A 25,792-nucleotide genomic window follows, 5' to 3' on the forward strand; every position below is an offset into this window, starting at 1 on the left:
TGACAAATGTTATCGTTATGAAAGTAGTAAATATTTCCGGACATTTCTCTATTTAATTTCGGGAAAATAGTATCATATACGTGGTGTGTCCGGACAAATTATTGTCTCTAAAATAATTACGCTTCTTTCAGGCGAAGTTCATTTTTATATTCTTTTGGTGTTTTTCCGACGATCTCTTTAAAGAATCTGTTGAAATTGGACAGATTTTTAAACCCGCAGGAGTAGGCAATTTCCGCAATAGACCAGTCTTCCTCTGTCAGGCGCTTGCAGGCATGGCCGATACGTACCTCATTGAGGAACTGCACAAAAGACTTCTTGGTTCGGTTTTTAAAGAAGCGGCAGAACGACTGCGGCGACAGGTTAGTAATGCTGGCAACATCCTGCAGGGAGATCTCCTTGGAGAAGTTGTTCATCACATATTTAAAAACTTCATCAATCTTGTGGTTGTCTTTCAGGTTGTAGGCATGCGAATAACCAGTGCTGGCCAGGTAATAGCAATCCCTGGTTTCAGACAGCGTTTTTAAGATGTGGAGCAGGGAGATAATCCTTTCAAGTCCCTCTTTGCGGGGTAAAGACAGGATTTCCGGCTTCAGCAGGTCGTAGGTAGGGCCAGTGATCTTCATACCACGCTGCGCTTTATGGAATAACTCACTCAGCGCCTTGGTTTCCGGAAGGCCGTAAAATTTCTCCCCGAAGATGTCTTTCGGGAAATAAATCACCACAGAACGAGCTTTCAGGCTCTCATCCCCTTTGTAATAGGCCTCGTCGTTGTACCATACATGCGGTATATGTGGCCCGAGAAATACCATGTCGCCCTCCTCAAAGCTTTCTATGCTGTCGCCCACGATGCGCTTTCCATGGCTCTCCGTCACAAATACCAGCTCACATTCGGCATGAAAGTGAAATGGTGTGTTGAAATAAGGATCACATCTTTCGATAATAGTGATCTGGTTATCGGCAAAGGCCCCAACTTTAATAAGAATGGGTTTCATTCACGTATTAATTTTAAGAATTCCTATTATGGCAATTTTTGTTTCATGAGTATTACCATTGTCCTATGAATGTTGCCAAATTATTAAAATTTGGTTAAAAAAATATCATCTTTCCGAAAATGACCTTTTTATGTGATACAAATTAAACAATCACAGGCTTACCGTTTTCCGCTCTTCTTTTGGAATAATTCGTACAACTATGTAAATTTCAGCTTCATTTTGTAATTTACGCTGAGCTAAATCGATATAGCATACTACTTATTATGAAAGGTATCTCTATTAAAGATATTGCTAAACAGGCAGGCGTTTCTCCCACCACTGTTTCATTCGTATTGAATGGTAAGGCAAAAGAGAAAAGAATCAGCGATCAGGTTAGCAAAAAAATTCAGAAAATCGCCGGTAAGCTGAAATATAAACCAAATCAGCTGGCAAGAGGATTGCGTACCGGGAAAACCAAAACAATCGGGCTCATCGTAGAAGATATCGCCAACAGCTTCTTCGCCACACTCGCAAAAGTAGTGGAAGATGAAGCCGATAAATCGGGGTACAAGGTACTGTATGGCTCCACGGAAGACAATACCGAAAAAGCCCGCGGCCTCCTGGACGTACTCAAATACCGCCAGGTAGATGGTTATATTATTACGCCCACGAAAAACCTGGACAAAGACATTGAACTGCTCCAGACAGCCGGCAAGCCCATCGTACTGATGGACCGCTACTTCCCGCATGTGGATTCCAGCTATGTAGTAGTGGATAACTTCAAAGGCGCCAAAGATGCCACTGCCCATCTGATCAAACAGGGATATAAAAAGATTGCCATCATCACCACCACTTCTGATCAGGTGCAGATGAAAGACCGTCTGGACGGCTATCTCAGTGCACTGAAAGATGCCGGCATCGCGGTGAATAAATCTCTCGTCAAAAAATTAGCCTTCGACCAGGAAAGGGAAGGATTTGACGAGGAAATCAAAAAGTTTATCACCAACACGAAAGGACTGGATGCCATCTTCTTTGCAACCAACTACCTGGGCATCTATGGCATTGAAAGTATCCGTAGCCTGGGCCTCGCCATCGGCAAGGAAATTGGCGTAGTGAGCTTCGATGACCATGATATCTTCCGCCTGCATAGTCCGGCCATTACCTGCGTAGCACAGCCTGTTAAGGAAATCGGCCAGCAGATCGTGCAGATCCTCATGCAGGAACTCAACCACCCGGGTACCGAACCGCAACAGGTGGTATTACCACTCGACCTGATCATCAGGCCTTCTTCCCGTAAATGATTAGCCGTCCTACTATAACGTTTTAGCGAACCTTTCGTATAGGCGGCACCGAATATATTTCCAGCATCCCAGGATGCTGGATTTTTTTTGCTGTTTTCCCAAATATCTCCCCCGGAATCTCAACACTTTTTATTGTTTTTTGTTAGCATAAATAGATCGTATGTGCGGTATCGTTACGAAAAGAGATTCAATAATCATTATTCCTGTTGTCCCATTACCCCGTAGAAACAACCAAAATGCACGTTAATTATTGCTTCACTTCATACCTGTATCATGTTCAAGAATTCTATTCATGCTATCTTTCTATTCCTGCTGCTGATCCTGGCAGCTCCTGCGGCCATAGCCCAGCAGTCCATTGACGGAACGGTGGTAGATGCTGCTACCGGTCAGCCACTGGTTGGTGTGGTAGTACTGGTAAAAGGCACCGCCAAAGGCACCACAACGAACGACGCCGGCGCATTCCATCTGAGCGCAGCCCCCGGCACTGTACTTACTTTCAGGTATATCGGCTACGTAGAACAGGATGTTACCGTTTCCGGCAGTACCATGGCCATCAAGCTGGCTGCCGATAATAAAAACCTCAGTGAAGTGGTGGTAACTGCACTGGGTATCAAAAAGGAAAAAAAGGCCCTGGGGTACTCCGTCTCGGAAATAAAGGGCGATGAACTGACGCAGGCACGCGGTACCAACGTAGTAGCCTCTCTCAGCGGTAAAGTGGCCGGCCTCAACGTGTCCATGGCCTCTACAGGCCCTGCTGCTTCCAGCCGCATTGTCATGAGGGGTAACACCTCTATCGATAAAAACAGGGATAACCAGCCGCTCATAGTTGTGGATGGAATCCCCATCAATAATAGTAATCTCGGCAGTGCCAACGAATACGGCGGTATGGACGCCGGCGATGGTATGACCAGTATCAACCCTGATGATATCGCTACGATGACGGTACTGAAAGGCGGTACAGCTGCCGCTCTCTATGGCTCCCGTGCATCAAATGGCGTTATCCTCATCACTACAAAAAGTGGTTCCAACCGGAAAGGGGTAGGTATTGAATTCAGCAGCAACATCGTGCTGGATAAACCTATCGTAAATACCCTGGACTGGCAATACGACTATGGGATGGGACTCAATGGCGTGAAACCCCAGTCACAAGCAGAAGCTATCTCCGCAGGTCTTTTCAGCTGGGGAGCAAAACTGGATGGTTCTCCCGTTATTCAGTTCGATGGAAATACCCATCCGTACAGCGCAGTAAAATCGAACTTCAAAGATTTCTATAAAAGCGGTTACACTTTCACCAACTCCATCGCTTTTAGCGGGGGGAACGAAAAAATTAATTACCGTTTCGGCGCTACTGACATGAAGAATGAAGCTATGCTGCCTAACTCAGGTATGCGCCGTGATAACCTGAGTCTGAACGTAAACGCTCTGCTGGGAAGGAAAATCACTTTGGTGGTCAACGCCAAGTACAGCCGTGAAAGAGTAGACAACCGTCCAAGGGTGTCCGATTCTCCCGGTAATGCGAACTTCTCCCTGTATATGCTGCCTACCAGCTTGTCTGTACTCACCCTCCGTGATCATAAACTGGATGCAAACGGCTTCGAAAGAAGATGGGAGGCAAACGAATATATTACCAACCCTTACTTTTCTGTATATGATTTCAACCAGGACGATAAACGTGATCGCTTTATCAACTCTGCCGAAATCCGCTGGGATATCCTCCCATGGCTTTATGCAAAAGGCCGTATAGGTGCAGATATGTGGTACCGCAACAACTTCGCCATCACACCTACCGGTACCGCGTACAATACCGGCGGACAAATCAACGAACAGTCCCGCCAGAACTTCTATGAAGTAAACGCCGATTTCATGCTGGGAGTAGATAAACAATTGAGCAAAGATTTCCATCTCACCGCTTTCGTTGGAGGAAACCAGATGCATAATAAAATGGATAAATTCTTCCTCACAGGAAACACATTTATCATTCCTTACTTCTATGACCAGACAAACCTGCTGACCAAAACGGTCACGAACGATATCGCCGAAAAGAAGATTAATTCTCTCTACGGGTCTGCGGAATTATCCTTCAGAAGCTGGCTGTACCTGACTGCCACCGGTCGTAACGACTGGTTTTCCACGCTGGCGCCTTCAGAAAGGAGTATCTTCTATCCGTCTGTAGGATTGAGCTTTGTACTCTCAGATGCAGTGAAGATGCCATCCTGGATCAATTATGCCAAACTGCGTACTTCCTGGGCAGAAGTGGGAGGGGATACCGATCCTTACCGGTTGTATCTGGCCTATCAGCTCCAGAATCCTTTCCTGGGAATACCTGTGGCTGACGTGAAAAAGGCGCCTGACGGCAGTTATGCAGTACCGAATTACAGCCTCAAACCTTACGTAAATGCCAGTTATGAAGCGGGATTTGAAGCACGGTTCTTCGATAACAGACTTAGTGCAGATTTCGCGTACTATACCCGCACTACCCGTAATGATATCATACAGAATACTATCTCCAATGCTTCCGGGTTTAATACTGCTTTTATCAACGTGGCAAAAGTTAAAAACTCAGGAGTGGAGTTGTTATTAACAGCAACGGCTATACGTAAAAAGAATTTTAACTGGGATATCAGTCCTAACTTCTCCTATAACAAGAGTGATGTAGCAGAGCTGGGCGCCGGAACTTCGAGTCTGTTGGTATCCAATGTCCGCACCTTTAACGTAACGATACAACAGATAGCAGGCAAGCCATATGGTCAGATAGTAGGTTATAAGTTTAAGAGAGATGACCAGGGTAATATCCTGTTTAACAGTGCCGGCAAACCTTTACAGGGTGATTATACCGCTTTTGGTACCGGCGTGGCGCCGTATGCACTGGGCCTGACCAATACCTTCACTTATAAAGCCTTCTCCCTCAGCTTCCTGATAGACAGCAAATGGGGCAATAAGATCTATTCCGGTACCAATGATTATTCCTACTATTTCGGGCTGAACAAGGCTACCCTGCAGGGCCGTGAAGGTGGCATCAACATCAAGGCACAGGATCCTAACGATCCTACCAAATATGTTACCAAAAACGTAGATGCGCAGAGCTACTACCAGAACATTGCATTCAACATCGCAGAGCCATTCATTTACAAAGGTGATTTCATCAAGTTGCGTCAGGTCATATTTACGTATGCGCTGCCAGGTTCCGTGATTGCCAAAACACCGCTCACTGCAGCTTCTATCTCCTTCGTAGCACGCAACCTCTGGATTATCTACAAAGACCTTCCAGGGATTGATCCGGAATCGAACTACACCAGTGGTGCAGGACAAGGTGCTGAAGTAATGGGATATCCGCAGGCACGTAGCTATGGACTTAACCTGAATGTAAGATTCTAAGTTTTTTATTATTAAATCAGCCGATTATGAATCGTTCCATATATATAAAATTATCCGCGTTGCTGCTGGCTGGTATACTCTGTATAACGGCTTGTACAAAGAACTTTGATAAGGTAAATACAGATCCTACCGCCGCTAAGAATGTACCTCCGGGCATATTACTCACCAAGGGACTGCTGTTTGTTTCCGGCGGTGAATATGAAGCATGGAGGGCCAATCTGATTTACTGTGGCCCGATGATTCAGCATTTTGCATCATTGAATCTTACATATGTTGGAGATAAATACCTGTATAATGATGATTATAGTGGCGCAGCATTTAACTCCTTTTATCCGAATGCAATTAAAATACTTACAGATATAATTAGTCAGACCGACACGGTACCTGCGTTGTCAAACTTTGCGGGAATAGCACGTATTTGCAGGGTGGTAGTACTGCAGCGCATTACAGATCTGTATGGTGACGTACCTTACACACAGATGGGACTAGGTTATCTGAACCAGAACTTCTATCCTGGCTATGATCAGCAGTCTGTGATCTATACCGGCCTGGCGGCTGAACTGGCGAAAGCTGCCGGTCAGCTGGATGATGCTAAAGCAAATCCCGGTACTGCGGATATCAGCAGTTATGGTGGCACCCCTTCACAGTGGAAAAAGCTGGCCTATTCCCTGATGCTGCGTGTAGGCATGAGGCTTACGAAAAAGACAGACCAGACACAGGCCAAAGCCATTGTACAGCAGGCTATTTCCGGCGGTGTGATGACAGCCAGAGAAGATGTGTTTTATATCCATCATGCAGAAGGAGATTATGATAACCCCAACAGCCATGTGATCGGTACCTATCAAAACTCCCGTGGGCAAACAGGGAAAGATAATATGTCCATCAAATATTCGAAGTCATTTATAACAATGTTGCAGACAAAGAGCGATCCACGCCTGCAGATCATCAGTGAACTGCCTAAGCCGGATTCCACTCCTGGCGGCAGCGATGTGCCTGCAGCACAGAAGGGACTTCCTAACGGTTACGATAATACGTCGGACCCTGTTTACGGCATTGCGTCTGTGGATGATCCTAACTTAGCGCACTATTCCCAGCCTAAGCAAGTACTGGCACAGGCTACTTCTCCCAATATCTTTATGACCTATTCAGAAGTAGAACTGATGTTGGCGGAAGCCGCTGCCCGTGGCTGGACGACAGGTACGCCGGCTACTTATTTTACAGAAGGCGTGAAGGCAGGCATCTGGCAATATACACTGTATTCTTCCAGCATCGTGTACGATGATGGGGCAGCTACCACGTACGCCACAGCCCAGGCAGCAGCCCTGACAGGCTCCCTGGATGCCCAGATAAAAGCCATTGCAGAGCAATATTATATCACTACACTGCTGAATGAATACGAGGCATACGCCAACTGGCGCCGCACCGGCTACCCCGTACTCGTTCCGGTGAATTATAAGAATAATGAAACCAACGGTCAGATCCCACGCCGGCTACGCTATCCGAGAGGAGAGTACAACGTGAACGGAGCGCATGTGGCAGCCGCCATTGCAGACCAGGGAGCAGATATTTTTATGACGAATATCTGGTGGGATAAACCTTAAGGTTTTTCTATTATTACCCTGGATGGCTGCACGCGCCGCAGGTATACGCCGCCATCCAGAACGCAGAAAGGACACCATAGGTGTCCTTTCTGCGTTTTATTAAGTACCAGTCGGGTAAATAAAATAAGTGGGACTAAGTGTAATCTCTACACAATTATCTGCCTAAAAAATTTTAACAAAATGTTTGTACAACAATAAAACTTTCCCTAAGTTTGAGTTAGAAAGCAGTATTAATGAAATGATTTGAGTGGCTTTCTTTTTTTTAAGGACTGTAGCTAAAACGTTTTACTACGCACCTTTAGTGACTATACCTAACAACTGACAGAACCAAAATCTAATAAAAGAAGGACATCGTATTGAGCAAAAATCAAAATCTCTGTACTATTTTTTATTTCGAATAAGCAATCATGAGTTAAGACATTACCAGTATTTTATTTGCAATGAGTAGTAGTGACATCCGGCTGCGGCAGAAGTAATACCATGCTTCTTCTTGCTGTAAACCTATGTTTTGTTGTTTCAGAACAATGAGCAACACGTTATAACGTACATGCATATACGTTTAACGTGTCAGACTATGCTTTGCATTATTGCATGCCACATTCAAAATTTTATCAACCGATTTTTCAAGCACGAAAAATAGCGGAAAGCCACTGCTATGCCCAGTGAATTCTGCACATCTATTCATCTCATCTTTTACTTAAATCAGTACTCCATGAAAAGATCGCTACGCTTACTTGCGCTTCTTTTGATGTTCACCTGCCAACTTGCTTTGGCGCAGGACAAACGGAACATCTCCGGTGTTGTCCATGATGCTAAAGGAATTCCACTCCCAGGTGTTACCATTATCGAAAAAGGAACTAAAGTAGGGACCACCACAGATGTGGAAGGTAAATTCACCCTCTCCGTTTCTACCAACGCTATCCTCCAGGTTTCTATGGTAGGATATGGCAAAACAGAAGTATCCACCGTCAGCAAACATACGCTGGATATCTCTCTTTCAGAAGACTCCAAAGGTCTCGGTGAAGTGGTGGTAACTGCCCTCGGTATCAAACAAAGCCGTAAATCACTCGGCTACGCGGTATCTACCATCAAAGCGGATGACATCACTGTTGCAGGTACTACCATTAACCCGGTGGCGGCACTTTATGGTAAAGCTTCCGGCGTAGGTATCGTTGCTGCTTCCGGTGGCCCTATGGCTGGTATCAATATCAAAATCCGCGGCGCCTCCAGCTTAACCAGCGGCGATGGCGTAAATAACAGGCCACTCATCGTAGTAGATGGTGTGGTAATCCGCGATGCACCTACCAGTATGGCTGTAAGAGGTTATGATCCTTTACACTCTGTCGATTATGGTTCAGGTATCAACGATATCAACCCGGATGATATCGCTTCTATTGATGTACTGAAAGGCGCTAAAGCAACTGCGCTCTATGGTGAAAAAGGTGCCAACGGTGTACTCATGATTACCACCAAATCCGGCGCCAACGCCAGAGGTTTCGGTGTAACGCTGTCGCACCAACGTACCACGGAAAAACCAGTCAACTATATCGATTTTCAGAATGAATATGGTTCCGGCCTTTCTCCATACGATACCTCATATAAAGTAGTGAATGGCGTAAGACAAAGACAGATCATCAGCAGCCGCTTCAGCTTTGGTCCTAAATTCAATAATGAGCCTATCCGATATTTTGACGGTACTGTACGTCCATATTCCGCTGTTCCGGATAACTTCATGAGCCTCTTCCAGAACGGTAGCTCCAACAGGACCAACGTGGCTATCGCAGGTTCCAGCGACAAAGGAAGCATGCGTTTATCCTATACCAACTATGGCTATGATGATATCCTCGAAAACTCCTGGCAGAAACAAAATACTTTCTCCTTCAATGGACAGATGAAAGCATCCAAATTTGCCACTTTCGAAGTTACTTCCAACCTCTACAGCATTACCTCCAACAACCGCCGCCCTTCTATCGACGGACTGGTAGCATGGGGTATGAACCGCGATTATCCGCTGTCGCAACTCCGCCAGTTTTATAAAGATGAAACCGGCCACAGACCAGACCTCGACGCTGTTGGGCTGCCAAACATGGTGACTAAACTGTTCGACTTCTGGTGGAATCAGTACGATAACTTCAGCACTGATAAAAAATTGCACATGATCTCGTCTGCAAAAGCTACCCTGAACTTTACAGATGATATCGCCATGGTTAACTTCGCCGGTATCGACTATACGAACACAGACTACGTGCGTAAAGACAAAGAAACAAGGATAGTACCGGAAATACAGGGTGGGTTGTATTCACAGAAACGTGATAACTATACCATCCAGACCTACCAGTCGCACTTTACCTATAATCACGATTTCGTGAATAAAAACCTCCACGTTTATGCGTTGGCAGGTGGTTCCGTACAACAGGATAATGACAACAGCGTATTCGCCAGTTCTACCGGCGGATTCCGTATTCCGGGATGGTTCTCTGTTAATAACAGTAAAACATTCCCTTCCCTGGAAGACGCAGGAAAAGCAAGAACTTCCAGCCGCGGCAGCAGAATCGTGTATTCTGTTTTCGGATCATTACAGCTGGGCTGGAAAGATAAATACTTCGTGGAAGTAACCGATCGTCAGGATTGGAACTCTACCCTGTATCCAAGTAACAACTCCTTTAACTATCCAAGTTTATCATTCACCTGGGACTTTACCAAAGATCTCAAAATTCCTGAGCTGCAATATGGTAAGTTCCGCATTGGATGGGCTGACGTAGGTAAAGGAACCAATACCAACTACTACGCTTATAAAGCCTATGAGGTAGGAAGTATCGTTGGTTACAACAATGCTGCAACTATTATCACACAACAGGATATGTTTGCCAACCAGCTGTTTTCTGAACGTAAACGCGAATACGAAGTTGGTTTTGAAGCAGGATTTTTTGAAAGAAACCGTTTGAGTGCCGATTTCTCCTTCTATACCAATAATGTATATAAGCAGATTATGGGTGTAGATCTTTCTCCGGCTACCGGCTATAATTCAATTAAAATCAATTCCGGTAATGTTAAAAACTGGGGTTATGAAATCAGTCTGAAAGGTATCCCGGTAATGACCAAAGACCTGACATGGACAGTAGGTATTAATGCTGCCAGCCAGCGTTCAAAAGTACTTAAACTTTACCCTGGTATCACCACCAACAATATTGCTGGCAACGCAGGGTTCAAAGTGATAGCTGCTGAAGGCCGTCCGGTAAATGATATCCAGATGTACGACTATAAGAAAGACCCTAATGGCAACAATATTGTAAATGCGAATGGCCTGTACACCCTCAGCGATCAACTGAGTACAGTGGGTAATACACAAACCAAGGTGCTGGGTGGCGTATTCTCTGATCTGACTTACAAAGGCGTTTCTTTACATATCGGTCTTGATTATAAATTCGGTGGTAAAATCTTCTCTTATACCAACTATTATCTCACCGGTTTAGGTGTTACCAAAAACACACTGGCATACAGAGATGAAGATCATGGTGGTCTGACTTACTACATCGATAAAACTACCAAGCAGAACGTAAAATGGACAAATGGTCAGCCAGCTCCTGCCAATGCACAGGATGGCCGCGTTTACCATGATGGTATGGTGCTGCCAGGTGTGAAAGCTGTGGATGATGGTTCCGGTAAAATCACTTATGTGAATAACGATATCATTACTTCTTCTACCGCATATTATCAGACTTACATCAGTGACCTGAGCACAGGTTGGGGTCCGGACAGACTGTTCAAAAACGACTATATCAAAGTTCGTGAACTGTCACTTTCCTATGCCATCCCTACCAGGTTCCTGAAGCCTGTTCATCTGCAGGGAGCTAAAATTACCGCAGCTGCACGTAACCTGTTCTATATCTATAAAACATTACCAAACGTTGATCCTGAGTCTACACTCGGTTCCGACATTTACATAGAAAACTCTTTCTATCCATCTATACGCACTTATAGCATTGGCGTGAATGTTAGTTTCTAATCAGCAAAAATTACTGAACATGAAGATCAATTTTTCTAAAATAATATTGATGGGATGTCTGGCATGGTCCATGTCCTCCTGTCAGAAAGAACTGGAGAAACAGTTTGAAAATCCGGAAATGACCAATCCTCCACAGGGTCAGAAATTTGCGGGCATGTTTACCGCCACCATGTATGGATGGAAATTATATGTGGGCGATTACGGAGAATGGTACTACCAGCTTAATAGCGGAGAAGGTATCCCTGGATATGCACAGATCAGTCAGCGTTATATTACACCACGCTACGCCTGGTTTTCTACCTACGACGACCTGGCCAATGGTGATGGTTTCGATGACAGTGCCATCCGGAATTATTTCAGTGACTTCTACCTGAAGACCCGTAACTATGGTTCCATGCTGGATGATTATGGAAATACACCAGCAGACCAGCGTAATGAAGCCATGCTTTATATTAAGCTGACGCAGATCGTTAGAGATTACGGCGCCCTGAAACTGGTAGACCTGGTAAACAGTATTCCTTTTACCCAGGCCTGGAAAGGTACATCAGGAACTTTCTTTGCAGCATATGACGATCCTGCAAAAACATATGAAACCGTTATCGGTGAATTAAAGAGTATCGCAGATACCTTACCCGTGATGTATAACAAATTGACTGACCTGGAAAAAGGAACCTTTGTGAAGCAGGACTTCGCAGGCAAGGGCCAGATCAATGCCTGGGTGCAATACTGCAGTCTGCTGCGTATTAAATATGCAGTGCGTATTGCCGGTGTAAATCCAACATTGGCTAAACAGGTATTATCCGAAGAACTGGCTAAACCATTACCAACTACCGATGCGGTGTGGACAATGCCATATACCGCTGATCCGCTGAGTGGTGGTACCTGGGAGCGTGGCTGGTATGAAAATACATTTGCGACCTTCGTTCCAAATACTATCCTGAAACGCATGAACTTCGGTACGGATGCCTATGAGCCAGGTACCGATGATCCTCGTCTGCCGGTTATTGCGATGCCTACCAAATACGGTGACTACCGCGGTGTAAGCATGAATGCTGATGCACAGGAAGCAGCATACCTTGCAGGAGAGCGGTATTATGCCTATGCAGATAACCTGACTTCTTCGCTGGCTCAGAACGCCAAATCCATGTACAACCATGCTACCTACCAGCGTAATACCTTCCCTGGAACCTGGATGACATTGGGCGAACTGGATCTGTTGCTGGCAGAAATTGAGCTGAAAGGCCTGGGTAACACCGGTAAAACTGCCGGTGAGCATATCGCTGATGAAATCGTACACTCTACCAAATATTGGTATTGGGTAAATAGTATCAGCACCTATGCAGCAAATACAACCCTGCGTCCGGCCGTTCCTGCCGCTGCTGATGTACAGACGTATGCTACTACTGTACGTACTAAATTTGATGCAGCTGCAAATGTGGAAGATAAAATGGAGATACTGATGCAACAGAAATATATTCATATGAACCTGCCAAATGCATATGAATTATTTACGGAGCTGCGTCGTACGCGTCACCCTAAACTGGAGCCATTTACCTTTGGCGGTAAAGTGATGAAGCCTGTTGCAGAGCGAATCAGGTACCCGAACAAAGAGTTCCAGACTAACACAGAAAACTATCTGAAAGTAAAAGCGGAAGACAACTTTACTTCTCCGGTATTCTGGGTTCCTGCGGATAAACGTGGTGTGACATATTACAGAAATGATTATAGTTATTAATAGAGAAGGCTGTTGCCACTGAGTAGCGGCGACTTCCAAAATAAAACGGCTTGTGTTCAATTTTGAGCGCAAGCCGTTTTTTATTTGTGAGAATTTTATAATGGTCAGAAATACAATTAATACTTAAAATCAGGGAAGGAGTTAAAAAAAAATGAATATTACGCGCGGGCGTGCGAGATTCGGATGATGGAAGAGAGAGAAATCAAAAAAATGCACAATACATCTCTCAGGTAATAAAAAATCAGCTTTAAATCAATTTCAATCGGTTGTTATTTGTGAAATATTTGTAGGAAGAAATGATATAGTTCGGTATCCGGCTTATGTTTCAGGTGATTTTAAGGGAGATAAAAAACGACGTAAAACGCCTGTGGTAGTATTTTATTTGGGAAGAATATTATTTTCTCACCTTTAAAAAAGTGTGAAAGGAAAATAAAAAAAATGTTAATTCTTTTTTGACAATCTCGTAATTATGACTATGTTTGGTTTGTTATTTCATGCAAATCGCACAAAACTTGTAAGTGAAATTGATCCGGAAGAGCACAGGAACTTTACAGGTTTTTTTTATTGAAATGTTGCTAAAACGTTTTACTAAAACGTTTTACCTGTAGATAAGCGCGATTTCATAGAAGTATCACTATGCTACGGAGTAATTCCATGCACGCGAACCATCAAATACGGACGGAAACCAAAATGCTAATGTGAGCTTACCAACTTAGGAGGCCAACTATTTTCCTATTGTCGTATTCTGTGCTTATGTGACTGACTCACTTGTTATAAATTAAACCTAAAAGGAAGCTATGCGAAGATCATTTCTTCTCACCACGTTGCTTTTCTTATGCTGCTGTATTACTGCACTGGCGCAATCTAAGAAAGCTATTACGGGTACCGTAAAAGATGAAAAAGGAACACTGTTGCCTGGTGTAACAGTGAAAGAAAAAGGTACTGCCAACGGCGCTATGTCGGCCGCTGACGGCTCCTTTAAAATCCAGGTGACTCCCAACGCCACACTGGTATTATCTTACATCGGTTATGCCAACCAGGAATTTCCTGTAGGTGATCAATCTACGATCACTATTACCTTGAAAGAAGACAACAAAAATCTGAATGAAGTAGTAGTAACTGCACTGGGCATGAAACGTGAATCACGTAAACTCGGTTATGCTATTACTGAATTAAAAGGCGGCGACCTCGCAAAATCAAACCAGGTAAACCCTGTTTCTGCTTTGCAAGGTAAAGTAGCCGGTGTGGATATCTCCAGCGCTGCTGGTGGTCCGCAGGCGGCTCCACGTATTATCCTTCGTGGTGCTAAAACCCTTGACGGTAAAGATCAGCCTATCTTCGTGGTAGATGGAGTAATCTTCGAAAACGATGTTACTGCAAACGACGTAAACTTCGGTAACGTGCTGAAAAATCTCAACCCGGATGACTATGAGTCTGTATCTGTACTGAAAGGCGCTGCTGCTACTGCGTTGTACGGTTCCCGTGCTATCAACGGTGCCATCCTCATTACTACCAAAAAAGGTGTTATGAGAAAAGGTATCGGTGTAAATGTTAGCCAGACCGCACAGATGGAAAAAGTTTACCGTGGCCCAATCGACATGCAGAATGAATTCGGTCAGGGTTTATACGGTACCTATGATAACTCCGTAGGTGGTTATAGCTTCGGTTCTAAAATGGATGGTTCTGAAGTAACCCTCGCTGATGGCTCCAAAGCTAAATATATCGCACGTCCTGATAACGTTACTGACCTGTATCAGACGGGAAAATATTTTAATACCAACGTTTCTATGGAAGGTGGTAACGATAAAGGAACTTTCCGCTTATCGTACTCTCACCTCGATAATAACTCCGTTTCTCCTAACAATAGCTTCGGTAGAAACAGCCTTTCCTTCAAAGGCTCTCAGACGATCTCCAAATACCTGAGCGCTGACGTAGGTGTAACTTATGCCAACTCTAAAACTTTAAACCCGGATCGTCAGGGTGGTGACTATACCAGCTACAACATCGGTCGTAAATGGGTATATGTATTCCCTCGTAACTACGATCCTAGCTACTGGGGCCGTGCTGAAAATTATACCGGTGCCAATGGTGGCCGTGCTGACCTGGGTTCTCATCCTGGTGCTGACTACTTCTTCCAGAATGCTTACAACAGCTGGAGCCGCAGAGAAAACCTTTTCATGGGTAACCTCGCCATCAACGCTACTGTAACCGACTGGTTGAAACTGATCGGTAAAGCTAACTTCAGCAACGAACAATCTGCCGACCAACGTAAAGAAGCAGGTACTTCTGCTGGCTTCCTGGGTGCTGACGGCTTCTACTCTGAAGCGGGTGTAAACAAAACACAATATACCTTCACCGGTCTCGCTCAAATCACACCTAAACTGCCTAAGAAATTCGAAGGGTCTATGCTGACTTTAGGTGCAGAAGCATGGAACAGCGGTATCGGTAAACAATATAACAACTACTCTGTAGGTGGTCTGCGTATTCCATTTATGTATGACCTCACCAACAGCGTGAACGCCGTACAGTTTGATAACGGCCCTTTACTGCGTAAACGTATCAACTCCCTGTTCTTCGCTGCCAGCTTCAGCTACAACAATGAACTGTTCCTGGATGTAACCGGCCGTAACGACTGGTCTTCTTCCCTGACTTATCCTAAAAACAGTTATGGTAAAACTACCAACGGCTACTTCTATCCTTCTGTAAGTGCTGCATGGGAGTTCACCCAAACACTGAAAAGCAGCCTGCCTTCCTGGATCTCTTATGGTAAACTCCGTGGCTCCTACGCTATGGTAGGTGGCGATACAGAGCCATTCAAGATCAACTCCGGTTACTACAATTCAGGCGCGTGGAATGGTACAGGGTCTTCATTACCCCTGATTACTTTCTACCCTAATGGTCAGCTGCCTAACATGGAACTGAAACCTTCTATCGCAAAAAGCTGGGAATTTGGTGCCAACATCCGTTTCCTGGACAACAGACTCGGTATTGATGCTGCCTGGTATCGCACTATTGTAACCAACCAGATCATTCCTTTAGGTACTACCCAGGAAAGTGGTGTAACAAGCCGCTGGATCAATGCTGGTGCTATGCGCAACAGAGGTATCGAAATCGCAATCAACGGTACACCTATCCAGGGCAAGAACTTTACATGGGATGTTACCCTGAACGGTAGCCGTAACAGAAATAAAATCCTGGACCTGGCTCCTGGCGTGAAATCATATACCCTCGGTGAAGATCAGGGTGTTAGAGCTGTTGCACAGGTAGGTGGTGCTTACGGTGATCTCGAAACAGATTATGGTTATACCCGTAACAGCAAAGGTCAGAAAATCATTGACCTCAATCCTTCAGGTAATGACTTCGGTGCACAATACAGACGTGGTTATGCGGTAGTTGGTAATATCCAGCCAGACTGGAACCTGGGCTTCTCTAACCAGTTCTCCTACAAAAACTGGAGCCTCGGTGTACTGATCCAGGCACGTATCGGTGGCGACTTCTTCTCCGCTTCTCACCAATATGGTACCGGCCGTGGTAACACTGCCAATACCATCGGTGGTCGTGATGCTGCTCATGGCGGTATCACCTGGAAAGATGCTTCCGGCGTAACACATAATAACGGTATGATCCCTGATGGTGTGATCGCTGACGGTACTTTCAGCAATAAAGCCGGTATGAGTAATGTAAACGTAGGTGGTATGACTTACCAGGAAGCTTATGATAAAGGTTATGTTGATCCGCTGGACCCATTACAATACTATGGTATGATCGGTGACTGGGGTATCGGTATCCGTGAAGCTTCTGTATTCGACGCTTCTTACGTAGCACTGCGTGAAGTTTCCCTGGGTTACTCGCTGCCTGCTGCACTGGTAAATCGTTGGAAAATGACCAGCCTTCGTGTATCACTCGTAGGTCGAAACCTGGGTTACCTCTTCAACAACCTGCCAGATCATATCAATCCTGAAGCAGTTCGTAATAATGCAACAGCTGCATTCTCTGAATACGGTGGTGTACCATTTATCCGTAATCTCGGCGCTACCATTCAGATCGGATTCTAATCTTGTTGTATAACTACTAAGAAAAAATATTATGAAATCATTATATAAAATTGGAGTTGGTGCGGCAATGCTGGGATTGTCCCTTGCTTCTTGTACTAAAGGTTTTGAAGACCTTAACCAGAACCCGCAGGTAAGCCCAGGTGTTGCACCGGAAATGCAGCTGATTTTGCCAGGTAAAGCAATTGTTGACCGCGATTTCGACTGGTTCTACGATTGCTACCAATACACCATGCAGTGGATGCAGTTTGGCGTTCCTGCACCGGGAGCCTCACTGGGTCGCCTGTTTTCTCCCAGCAATACCAACGACTTCTATGCAACTTTCTATAAAAACATCGGGCCAAACCTGGTAGATATTGATTCTACTGTAGCAAAAATGGCTGATGCAAATAAAGCTAAGTATACAAATATCCGCGCCATCGCTGATATTATGAAAGCATATGCTGCATGGAGAGTGTCTGAATCAAATGGTAGCATTCCTTACACAAAGGCTTTTGCTTCCCGTTATGGTGGAACCGTTACGCCTACCTACGATACACAGGATGTCCTGCTGGATCGCCTGGACGCTGAACTGAAAAGTGCAGTAGCAGGTATTGTCTCCAAACTACCTAATCAACAAGGTGCAGGAAGCTACGATATCTTTTACAATGGTAATGCAAATAACTGGGCTAAAGCAGGTAACGTAATGCGTCTCCGACTGGCTATGCGTGTACTGAAAAGAGATCAGGCTAAAGCTACTGCTATCGTTAATGATGTATTGGCTAGTCCGGCAGGCCTGTTTACCAGCATCGCGGAAGAATGGAAATTTGTCTCCGGTCCGGATGCCTTCGCGAAAGCCGGTAACTGGAACATGGCTTCCAGCGTACCTTTAGTAGGTTCTAAAAATATGATCGATTACATGGTGGCCAACAAAGATCCACGTCTGCCACTGTTCTTCGAGAAAAATGGTTATACCCAGGAAGCTTTCGACAGTCTGAAAGCTGGTGGCGTATTCTCTGCTTCTGCTACGTATAATGGTGCGAGATATGTAGGGGTACCTGCATCGCCGGACAAACGTAAAGATGCAGCTTATGCTGGCTATTTCGCTGTTCGCAGCTATGATATGAAGTTCGGCGCAACTACCGTTAACAGAAAAATCGATACGGTGTCTTACTTACAGATGCGTTTATTCAACTCAGAAGCTGAATATACTCCTGCAGGTATCTACACACAACCAATCATCACCTATGCCGAACAGTGCTTCATCCTCGCGGAACTGGCTGTTCGGGGTATCATCACTGGTTATGATGCACAAACTCAGTATAACAACGGTATCACTGCATCCGTAAATACATATGATGAAATCGGTAGAAAAGCTGGTATCCAGGATTATACAGCACTGGAAGCTAACGCTATCGCTACTTACCTCAGCAGCCCTAATGTAGCCCTGACAGGCGACCAGGCCGGTGATCTTGAGAAAATCGGTATCCAGATGTTCCTGAATGGCTTCAAAGCACCATGGGAAGCATGGGGTTCATGGAAACTCAATGGTGTTCCGAAAGTAGGTGGTATCCTGAACTACGAACCAATGGTACAGAATGCAGGTAACGAGCCAACTACCATCCCACGCCGTTGGGCACTGCCTCAGCCAACCATCGCTGAACAGGTTCAAAACTGGCGCGACGCTGTTACCGAAATGGGTAAAACAGGCCAATACGGTAAAGATGTAAATGACTACACTGGCCGTGTTTGGTGGGATATGCAATAAATTTGTAATCATTTGTGATGATTAGATAGTACAGTAAAGAGTGAAACAAAAAAGGCCTTCGCAACTGCGAAGGCTTTTTTGTTTTCATGTCAAATTAATTATCTTGCCACACCACAACACCAGCCGTTTTATCTAAATCGCGATTGTAAATGGTCGACAAAAGTTCCACATATCTGTTAAACAGGATCGCGTATCTGCGCGATGAAAAGGCCTATCAGTCTATATTCCTTCAATTCCATCCACGCCTGTTCAGGTTTTGCTACAGCTTAGTGAAAAATACAGAAGCATCAGAAGAAATCGTATCAGATATCTTACTGAAAGTCTGGACAATGGGCCACCGGCTCAATTATATTGAAGACTTAGAGCTCTATCTCTTCAAAGCAGTGAAAAATGCCTGCCTGACCTGGATTACACAGGAGAAAAGAAAAGCTACCAGCGCCCTGGAAGAATTCGGCGCCACCGATAATTCCAGCTCCGCAGAATCGATCTACATTAAAAATGAAACTAAACAGGAAATCGAAAAAGCAGTATCTACGCTCCCACAGCAATGCCAGCTCGTATTCCGCCTGGCCAAGGAAGAAGGCTTTTCCTATAAACGTATAGGCGCCGTCCTGGATATCTCCCAGAATACCATAGAATCCCATATGCGCACCGCCCTGAAACGCATCCGGTTACACCTTCAGCAATACCTCGCCGGCGAAAAATAACCGCAGTAAAAAAATATTTTTAAAACGACTCACGGTAAACCTCATTTCGATAGTCTTATTATCTATACAAATGGATGAAATCACAGAAAGGCGGATGTATGACCTGTTAGGAAAGAAGATGACAGGTGATGCTTCCGCAGAAGAATTGCGGAACCTGGAAGTACTGCTGTCAAAATATCCCGAATTCCGGTTTATGCACGATGAGCTGATCAAACAGGATGATGACAGGGAAGCTGCAGCAGAGCAGGCTTTACAGGCTTATGCTGTCCACTACTATGGTAAAATGTGCCAGGATATCAATTCCGATGGCAACGAAGACCATACGCCTGATCTGATGATTGCCGGAGAGGAAAAACGCCATAAATGGGGATGGCTGAAAATTGCCGCCGTGATCACTGTGCCATTATTACTGGGGATAATATCCTACAATTACCTGCATAAAGCAGATATGGATGATTCCCGACCAGGAATAAACGTCAGCGAAATGATCACCCAGAAAGGGTCTAAATCTAAAATTAAACTGCCGGACGGAACAACTGTACTGTTAAATGCAGATAGTAAGATCTCCTACAGCAAAAATTTTGATGTGAACTCAAGAGTGGTAACACTCACGGGAGAAGCTTATTTCGACGTGGTACACAATGCAGAATCTCCTTTTATCATCCACACCGAAAAGGCCGATATCAAAGTACTGGGTACAGAACTGAACGTTCGTGCCTATCCGGGTGAAGCAAAATTTGAGACTTCCCTGATCCGTGGGAAAGTGGAAGTCGACATGAAAAATAGCAATAAAGCTATTATCTTAAAACCCTCAGAGAAGATCGTCCTGTCTAAAAATAATAGTACTGGCTACAATCTTACACAGGTTACAAAACTAGACGCCGCCGTGGCCGAAACCGCATGGACCAACGGCCAGCTTAGCTTTATAGATGAATCCTTTGCTACAATAGCAACCGAACTGGAAAGACAATATAACGTAACAATTGAGTTTAAAAATACTACCGCATTATCATACAGATACACCGGTATTTTTGATAAAACGAGACTGGAAGATGTATTAAATATATTGAAGCTTGTAAAACCATTTAACTATACTATTGCCGACAACACAGTGACTATTTTTTAGAAATATTAAATCAGTAACGAGTGAACAAATAAACAGTGAATAAAACTGATAGGGCTTACCATGCCTATCCACCAGCATCATGCATATTCAAATCCAAAATCTCATTTATGAAAGGAAAAGTTCGTTGTATCTCTGAGAGGCGATCGCTGTCTCTCTGGAAATCTGTCTTTACACTAAAATTGATACTGTTTTTATTCCTGACATTACAGGTGTCTGCCGTAAATAATGCCCAGGGACTGATCAATTTGAAATCAAAAAACATTGCTTTTGATGAGGCTTTCAAACAGATCGAAAGCCGGACGGAATACCGTTTCTATTATAGCAAAGCTGACTTCAGCAGCTATAAGCCATTAGATATTTCCCTCGAAAACGCCAGCATTGACCAGGCGTTAAACACCATGCTCAGCTCAACCGACATGACCTGGAAGATAATGAAAGGTACAAAGGTAGTACTGTTCAAGGCTGATGCTGCAACAGTAAGCCCTGCCGCAGTTATCCACGGTACGGTGACTGACAACAACGGAGAGCCTGTCCCTGGTGCTTCTGTAGTGGTTAAAGGCACCACAAAAGGTACCACCACCGGCAATAATGGTTCATTCACCCTCGACGCCCCTGATGGAGCGATACTCGTGATTTCTGCCATCGGCTTTACCAGCCAGGAAATTCCTGTAAAAGGTGGTGATTTCCATATTAAATTAAAAACATCTGAAACCAGTATCAATGAAGTAGTGGTAGTGGCTTATGGTGTACAGAAACGCGTGAACCTCTCCGGCTCCGTAAATACTTTAAACAAGGAACAAATCGTAAACAGACCGGTAACCTCCCTGACCAACTCCTTACAGGGGCTGATCCCTGGCATGGTGGTACTGGCGCGTCCTGGTGATGTAGGCAGTGATATTGGAACCATAAACGTTAGAGGTCGTGGTAACCTGGGAACTTCCAGTCCGCTCTTCATCGTTGACGGAGTACCGGTTACAGCAGGCGACTTCGCGAGAATCAACCCATCTGATGTAGAAAGTATGTCCGTGCTGAAAGATGCTGCGGCTTCTTCTCTTTACGGTTCCAGAGCGTCTTTCGGCGTTATCCTGGTTACTACCAAGAAAGGTAAATCAGGTAAACCAACGGTAGACTATAACGGCTACTATGGCTTACAAAAAGCCGTTGTACTGCCGCATATGCTGGGTTCCTATGACTATGCAGTACTGAGTAATGAGGCATCTGTTAACGCTGGCGGAACGCCGGTATTCACTGCTGACCAGCTCAATAAAATTAAAACCGGCTCCAGCCCGGATAGCTTCCCTAATACAGACTGGTACTCCCTCGCGTTGAAAAATTCAGCGCCTATCACTGAACACCAGGTGAGCGTTTCCGGCGGCGGACAAACACGCTATTATTTCAGCGGCGCCTATTTTAACCAGGGATCATTAATCCCGGATAAAGCATTAAACCGCTATTCTTTCAGAACCAATGTAGAGTCACAGGTATCTGAAAAATTCAAAATCGGAACTAACATCTCCTATGTCAGAGAAGAAGTGAACAGCAAAAGTGGTGACCTGAGTTTTGTTAGCTTAAACCGCGTTACACCTTTATTGGTAAATAAACAGTCCAATGGCCAGTGGGGAAGTATTAACGGCGGCGTAATTGACGCAACGCTGGCAAAAGATAACCCTATCAGAATGTTACAGGAGGGAGGCAGAGCTAATACCGGTGGTAACCGCTTTATCGGTAACCTGAATGGTACCTATACTCCCATTAAAGATTTAAACATCAGTGGGCTGTTTTCCTATAATAGTTTCAATTCAGATAGTGCTGCATTTATTAATAGAATGGACCCGATTAATAACTTTAATACCGGTCTGCCTATTGCTTCCACTGCGGTGAATGTAAACCAGTTAACAGAAGTATGGCATAATACTACCAACTTGCTCGGTCAGTTAACAGCAAGCTATAATAAACATATTGGCAACCATTTTGGCCAGTTACTGGGTGGTACTTCCTTCGAAAATAACAAAACAAAATATATCGGTGTAATCAGGAAAAACTTTGTAACCAACAGCCTGAATGCTATTGATGCTGGTTCTACTGATCCGCTGAATACAACTGCCGGTGGTGGAACACAACAGTATGCACTGTTCTCCTTATTCGGAAGATTTAATTACTCTTATGGTGAGAAATACTTCCTCGAAGCTAACCTGAGAGGAGATGAGTCGTCCAAATTTGCACCTGGCCACAGATGGGGTTATTATCCTTCCTTCTCCGGTGGATGGCGCATCGGTCAGGAGGCGTTCCTGAAAAATAATCCGATTGTTACTGACCTGAAACTGAGAGGTTCCTGGGGTAAATTAGGTAATATCAATAACGTTGGTAACTACGATTTCTATGATGGGTTAAACTCATCTACCGTTGCTATCCTCGATGAAAAGCAGCAGGATGGCGTTTCTCCGGGCAGACTTGCGAATAACACGCTTTCCTGGGAAAAAACAACCATGTCTAACATCGGTATCGATGCAAGCTTTATTAAAAATAAACTCTCGCTGCAGTTAGATGTTTTCAATAAGGTGACAAACGATATCCTGCTACAGGATGCTTCTGTACCTTACGAAGCCGGACTTTCCCAAGCACAGTTGCCTTCCAGAAATATGGGTAGCGTTCAAAACAGGGGTTTGGAACTGACCCTGGGTTACAGCGATCATGTAGGTGAGTTCAAATATGCAGTAGGCGGTAATTTCTCTACCATAAAAAATAAGATCCTCACACTGAATAATGGTACCGATATTATCAATGGTAACTATATCCAGCGTGTAGGCGGTTCCGTTGGTGATTTTTATATGTACCAGGCAGATGGCCTGTTTACAACAGATGCTGAAGTGGCAAAACATGCCAAACAGTTTTCTGGTACCAAAGCCGGAGATATTAAATATGTTGACCAGAATAATGATGGCGTGATCAATGCTGATGACAGAGTCGTTACCGGTAATGATGTACCATATCTTACCTATGGTCTGAATGCTTCGGCAAGCTATAAAAATTTTGATTTCTCTATCATTGGACAAGGTGTACAAGGTGTGAAAGTTTACCTGGATGCAGAGGCTTCACAGGCATTCTTCAACGGCGCTGGTGTAAAAGAATATGTGCTTGGCCGCTGGACTAAAGACAACCCGAATCCAAACGCAGCATATCCACGCGTTTTAAGATCTGCTGCCAACTCTCAGAACTTACAGGTATCCAGCTTCTGGCTGTTCAATGCAGACTACTTCAGGGTAAAATCAATGTCTTTAGGATATACACTGCCTGAAAAGGTTGCACAACGTGCACACCTGCAGAAACTCAGAGTTTATGTTGCTGCCGCAAATCCATTTACTGTAAGAGGGGACCATCGAATGAAAGACTTCGATCCGGAATCAGCTTCCACCAGAGCTAGTTTTCCTCAGTTGAAATCCTATTCATTTGGTATTAACCTGACCCTCTAAAAAGTATTTTATGAAAAGAATTATTATAGCAATATCTATATTATCCGTAAGCCTTTTTGTTAGCTGTAACAAGAAGATGGACCTTACACCAAATGATACGATTTCCACGGCCTCCTTCTGGAAATCCTCTAATGACGCATTGCTGGCTTTAAATGCCTGCTACGGCTACCTGCAAACAGGTTATATGTACGCGTACGACGATGGTAAATCCGATAACACCTTCGCGCAATATCCTTGGGAAAGTACTGCTACCAACATCAGTGGTGGTAATATCGATCCTTCCATGGATGCAGGATATGGCAGCCGTTACCAGGCATTAAGAAGTCTGAACTATTTCCTGGCCAATATCGACAAAGCACCTGTTACTGACCAGGTCAAAAAAAGATATACCGCAGAAGCACGCGCCATCAGAGCATTCGTTTACTATGAACTGGCAGCCACCTTCGGACCTGTTCCTTTAATTAAAGATCAGTATACAGATCCTTCCGAAACAGCTGTCGCCCCTGCTCCTCAGGCGGATGTTATTGCTTTTTCTATCGCTGAGTTACAGGCAGCCGTAACCGACTTACCAGCTTCCTATGCCGGTGGTACCGGTAATGAAACGGGCCGCATTACTTCAGGTGCAGCCTGGGCTATGCTGACACGTATCCAGTTACATTTTGGCAAATATGCAGATGCAGTAGCCAGCGCCCAGAAAGTGATGGGACTGGGATATCAGCTCTTCCGCGTGGCAAGCGTTGGTACTGCTGATATGAGCGATGACTTCTCCGGTTATGTTGATTTCGCCAGCGATGCAGATAAAACTAAGTTCTACAAAGGTTTATCCAGCTACGAACAACAATTCTGGGCAGCTAATGAAACAACGAATAAAGAAGTGATCCTGGCCTCCCAGGCAATTACTAATTCTTCCTACGTTTGGGGTAATGGTCTGAATACACTGATGCCGCCATCAGCATTGGGTGGATGGAGTTCTATCACACCTACGCAAAGCCTGGTAAATGCTTATTGGAACCGTAATGGCAGCGCTTTTGTGCCGCAAACACCTGCTGCAAGAGCGACTAACTTCAACGATGGTAACTCCAATGCTGCTTTCTATGCTGAGTTCAAAAACAGGGATACCAGGTTCTATGCCAGCATCCTCTTTCCTTCTGCAACCTGGAACAGGTATTCCCCTGGTTATACTTTCACCTGGAAATCCGGTGTAAATAACAACAACAGTAAAACCGGCTATAACTTCCGTAAACTGGTAGATCCTGCTTACAACACCACAGAGTGGGATGGCGCACAGGATTTCCCTATCATCCGCTATGCGGAGATTTTATTAGCTTATGCAGAAGCTAAGAACGAAGTAGGCGGACCTGATGCCACTATCTACGCTGCATTGGATGATATCAGAGACAGGGCCGGTATGCCTGCTGTAGACCAGTCTGTATACAATTCTAAAGAAAGCCTGAGAGACCTGATCAGAAATGAAAGAAGGATAGAACTCGCAGGAGAAGGCCAGCGTTACTACGATATCCGCAGATGGAATATCGCCGGCAATGTAATGAATAACATTACTGACCTGAATAATTCATTGGTACAGGAAAGGGTATGGGACAACAAGTTTGTTGTAATGCCTTATCCTCAGTCTGCCATCGACAGAAATCCGCAGTTAAAATCTGCACAGTCACAAAAAGGATACTAGAATTTTAACAAGAT

Annotated in this window: 12 protein-coding genes; 11 read left to right on the forward strand and 1 reads right to left on the reverse strand. The window is 44.6% G+C overall.

Going from position 1 to position 25,792, the window contains the following annotated elements; genetic code table 11:
- Window positions 1-116: 116 nt before the first annotated feature.
- Window positions 117-992 (reverse strand): AraC family transcriptional regulator, encoded by an 876-nt coding sequence (locus F3J22_RS27520; protein ID WP_167021191.1) that lies wholly within the window; start codon window positions 990-992, stop codon window positions 117-119.
- 263 nt (window positions 993-1,255) lie between these two features.
- Between F3J22_RS27520 and F3J22_RS27525 the strand changes: the two genes are divergently transcribed.
- The 11 genes from F3J22_RS27525 to F3J22_RS27575 all read left to right on the forward strand — a co-directional run bounded on the left by F3J22_RS27525 (window position 1,256) and on the right by F3J22_RS27575 (window position 25,778).
- The gene (locus F3J22_RS27525) at window positions 1,256-2,272 is read left to right on the forward strand and encodes a LacI family DNA-binding transcriptional regulator (protein WP_167021192.1); all 1,017 of its coding nucleotides are present in this window, start codon (window positions 1,256-1,258) and stop codon (window positions 2,270-2,272) included.
- Between the two features lie 273 nt (window positions 2,273-2,545).
- Complete coding sequence (locus F3J22_RS27530; protein ID WP_167021193.1) at window positions 2,546-5,647, forward strand: SusC/RagA family TonB-linked outer membrane protein; 3,102 nt, start codon at window positions 2,546-2,548, stop codon at window positions 5,645-5,647.
- Window positions 5,648-5,673: 26 nt separating this feature from the next.
- Complete coding sequence (locus F3J22_RS27535; RefSeq protein ID WP_167021194.1) at window positions 5,674-7,248, forward strand: SusD/RagB family nutrient-binding outer membrane lipoprotein; 1,575 nt, start codon at window positions 5,674-5,676, stop codon at window positions 7,246-7,248.
- 712 nt (window positions 7,249-7,960) lie between these two features.
- Complete coding sequence (locus tag F3J22_RS27540; RefSeq protein ID WP_167021195.1) at window positions 7,961-11,254, forward strand: SusC/RagA family TonB-linked outer membrane protein; 3,294 nt, start codon at window positions 7,961-7,963, stop codon at window positions 11,252-11,254.
- 19 nt (window positions 11,255-11,273) lie between these two features.
- Window positions 11,274-12,989, forward strand: coding sequence for a SusD/RagB family nutrient-binding outer membrane lipoprotein (locus F3J22_RS27545; protein ID WP_167021196.1), 1,716 nt, complete (start codon window positions 11,274-11,276; stop codon window positions 12,987-12,989).
- 797 nt (window positions 12,990-13,786) lie between these two features.
- Window positions 13,787-17,044 (forward strand): SusC/RagA family TonB-linked outer membrane protein, encoded by a 3,258-nt coding sequence (locus F3J22_RS27550; RefSeq protein ID WP_167021197.1) that lies wholly within the window; start codon window positions 13,787-13,789, stop codon window positions 17,042-17,044.
- A gap of 31 nt (window positions 17,045-17,075) precedes the next feature.
- A complete protein-coding gene (locus F3J22_RS27555; RefSeq protein WP_167021198.1) occupies window positions 17,076-18,788 on the forward strand; it encodes a SusD/RagB family nutrient-binding outer membrane lipoprotein in 1,713 nt (570 codons plus the stop codon).
- Window positions 18,789-18,937: 149 nt separating this feature from the next.
- Window positions 18,938-19,495 carry an RNA polymerase sigma factor gene (locus F3J22_RS27560; RefSeq protein WP_167021199.1) on the forward strand — a complete coding sequence of 186 codons (558 nt, stop codon included), beginning with the start codon at window positions 18,938-18,940 and terminating at the stop codon, window positions 19,493-19,495.
- A gap of 70 nt (window positions 19,496-19,565) precedes the next feature.
- A complete protein-coding gene (locus F3J22_RS27565) occupies window positions 19,566-20,621 on the forward strand; it encodes a FecR family protein (protein ID WP_167021200.1) in 1,056 nt (351 codons plus the stop codon).
- 107 nt (window positions 20,622-20,728) lie between these two features.
- On the forward strand, window positions 20,729-24,091 hold the full coding sequence (locus F3J22_RS27570) for a TonB-dependent receptor (RefSeq protein ID WP_167021201.1): 3,363 nt from the start codon (window positions 20,729-20,731) through the stop codon (window positions 24,089-24,091).
- Window positions 24,092-24,101: 10 nt separating this feature from the next.
- Window positions 24,102-25,778 (forward strand): RagB/SusD family nutrient uptake outer membrane protein, encoded by a 1,677-nt coding sequence (locus tag F3J22_RS27575; protein ID WP_167021202.1) that lies wholly within the window; start codon window positions 24,102-24,104, stop codon window positions 25,776-25,778.
- The last annotated feature ends 14 nt before the right edge of the window (window positions 25,779-25,792 follow it).

Origin of the sequence: Chitinophaga sp. Cy-1792 (assembly GCF_011752935.1) — a bacterium.
Classification (GTDB): Bacteria; Bacteroidota; Bacteroidia; order Chitinophagales; family Chitinophagaceae; genus Chitinophaga.

Coding starts and splice junctions, on each gene's coding strand:
- F3J22_RS27520 (WP_167021191.1), bottom strand. CDS start 992: ATGAAACCCATTCTTATTAAAGTTGGGGCCTTTGCCGATAACCAGATC.
- F3J22_RS27525 (WP_167021192.1), top strand. CDS start 1,256: ATGAAAGGTATCTCTATTAAAGATATTGCTAAACAGGCAGGCGTTTCT.
- F3J22_RS27530 (WP_167021193.1), top strand. CDS start 2,546: ATGTTCAAGAATTCTATTCATGCTATCTTTCTATTCCTGCTGCTGATC.
- F3J22_RS27535 (WP_167021194.1), top strand. CDS start 5,674: ATGAATCGTTCCATATATATAAAATTATCCGCGTTGCTGCTGGCTGGT.
- F3J22_RS27540 (WP_167021195.1), top strand. CDS start 7,961: ATGAAAAGATCGCTACGCTTACTTGCGCTTCTTTTGATGTTCACCTGC.
- F3J22_RS27545 (WP_167021196.1), top strand. CDS start 11,274: ATGAAGATCAATTTTTCTAAAATAATATTGATGGGATGTCTGGCATGG.
- F3J22_RS27550 (WP_167021197.1), top strand. CDS start 13,787: ATGCGAAGATCATTTCTTCTCACCACGTTGCTTTTCTTATGCTGCTGT.
- F3J22_RS27555 (WP_167021198.1), top strand. CDS start 17,076: ATGAAATCATTATATAAAATTGGAGTTGGTGCGGCAATGCTGGGATTG.
- F3J22_RS27560 (WP_167021199.1), top strand. CDS start 18,938: ATGGTCGACAAAAGTTCCACATATCTGTTAAACAGGATCGCGTATCTG.
- F3J22_RS27565 (WP_167021200.1), top strand. CDS start 19,566: ATGGATGAAATCACAGAAAGGCGGATGTATGACCTGTTAGGAAAGAAG.
- F3J22_RS27570 (WP_167021201.1), top strand. CDS start 20,729: ATGAAAGGAAAAGTTCGTTGTATCTCTGAGAGGCGATCGCTGTCTCTC.
- F3J22_RS27575 (WP_167021202.1), top strand. CDS start 24,102: ATGAAAAGAATTATTATAGCAATATCTATATTATCCGTAAGCCTTTTT.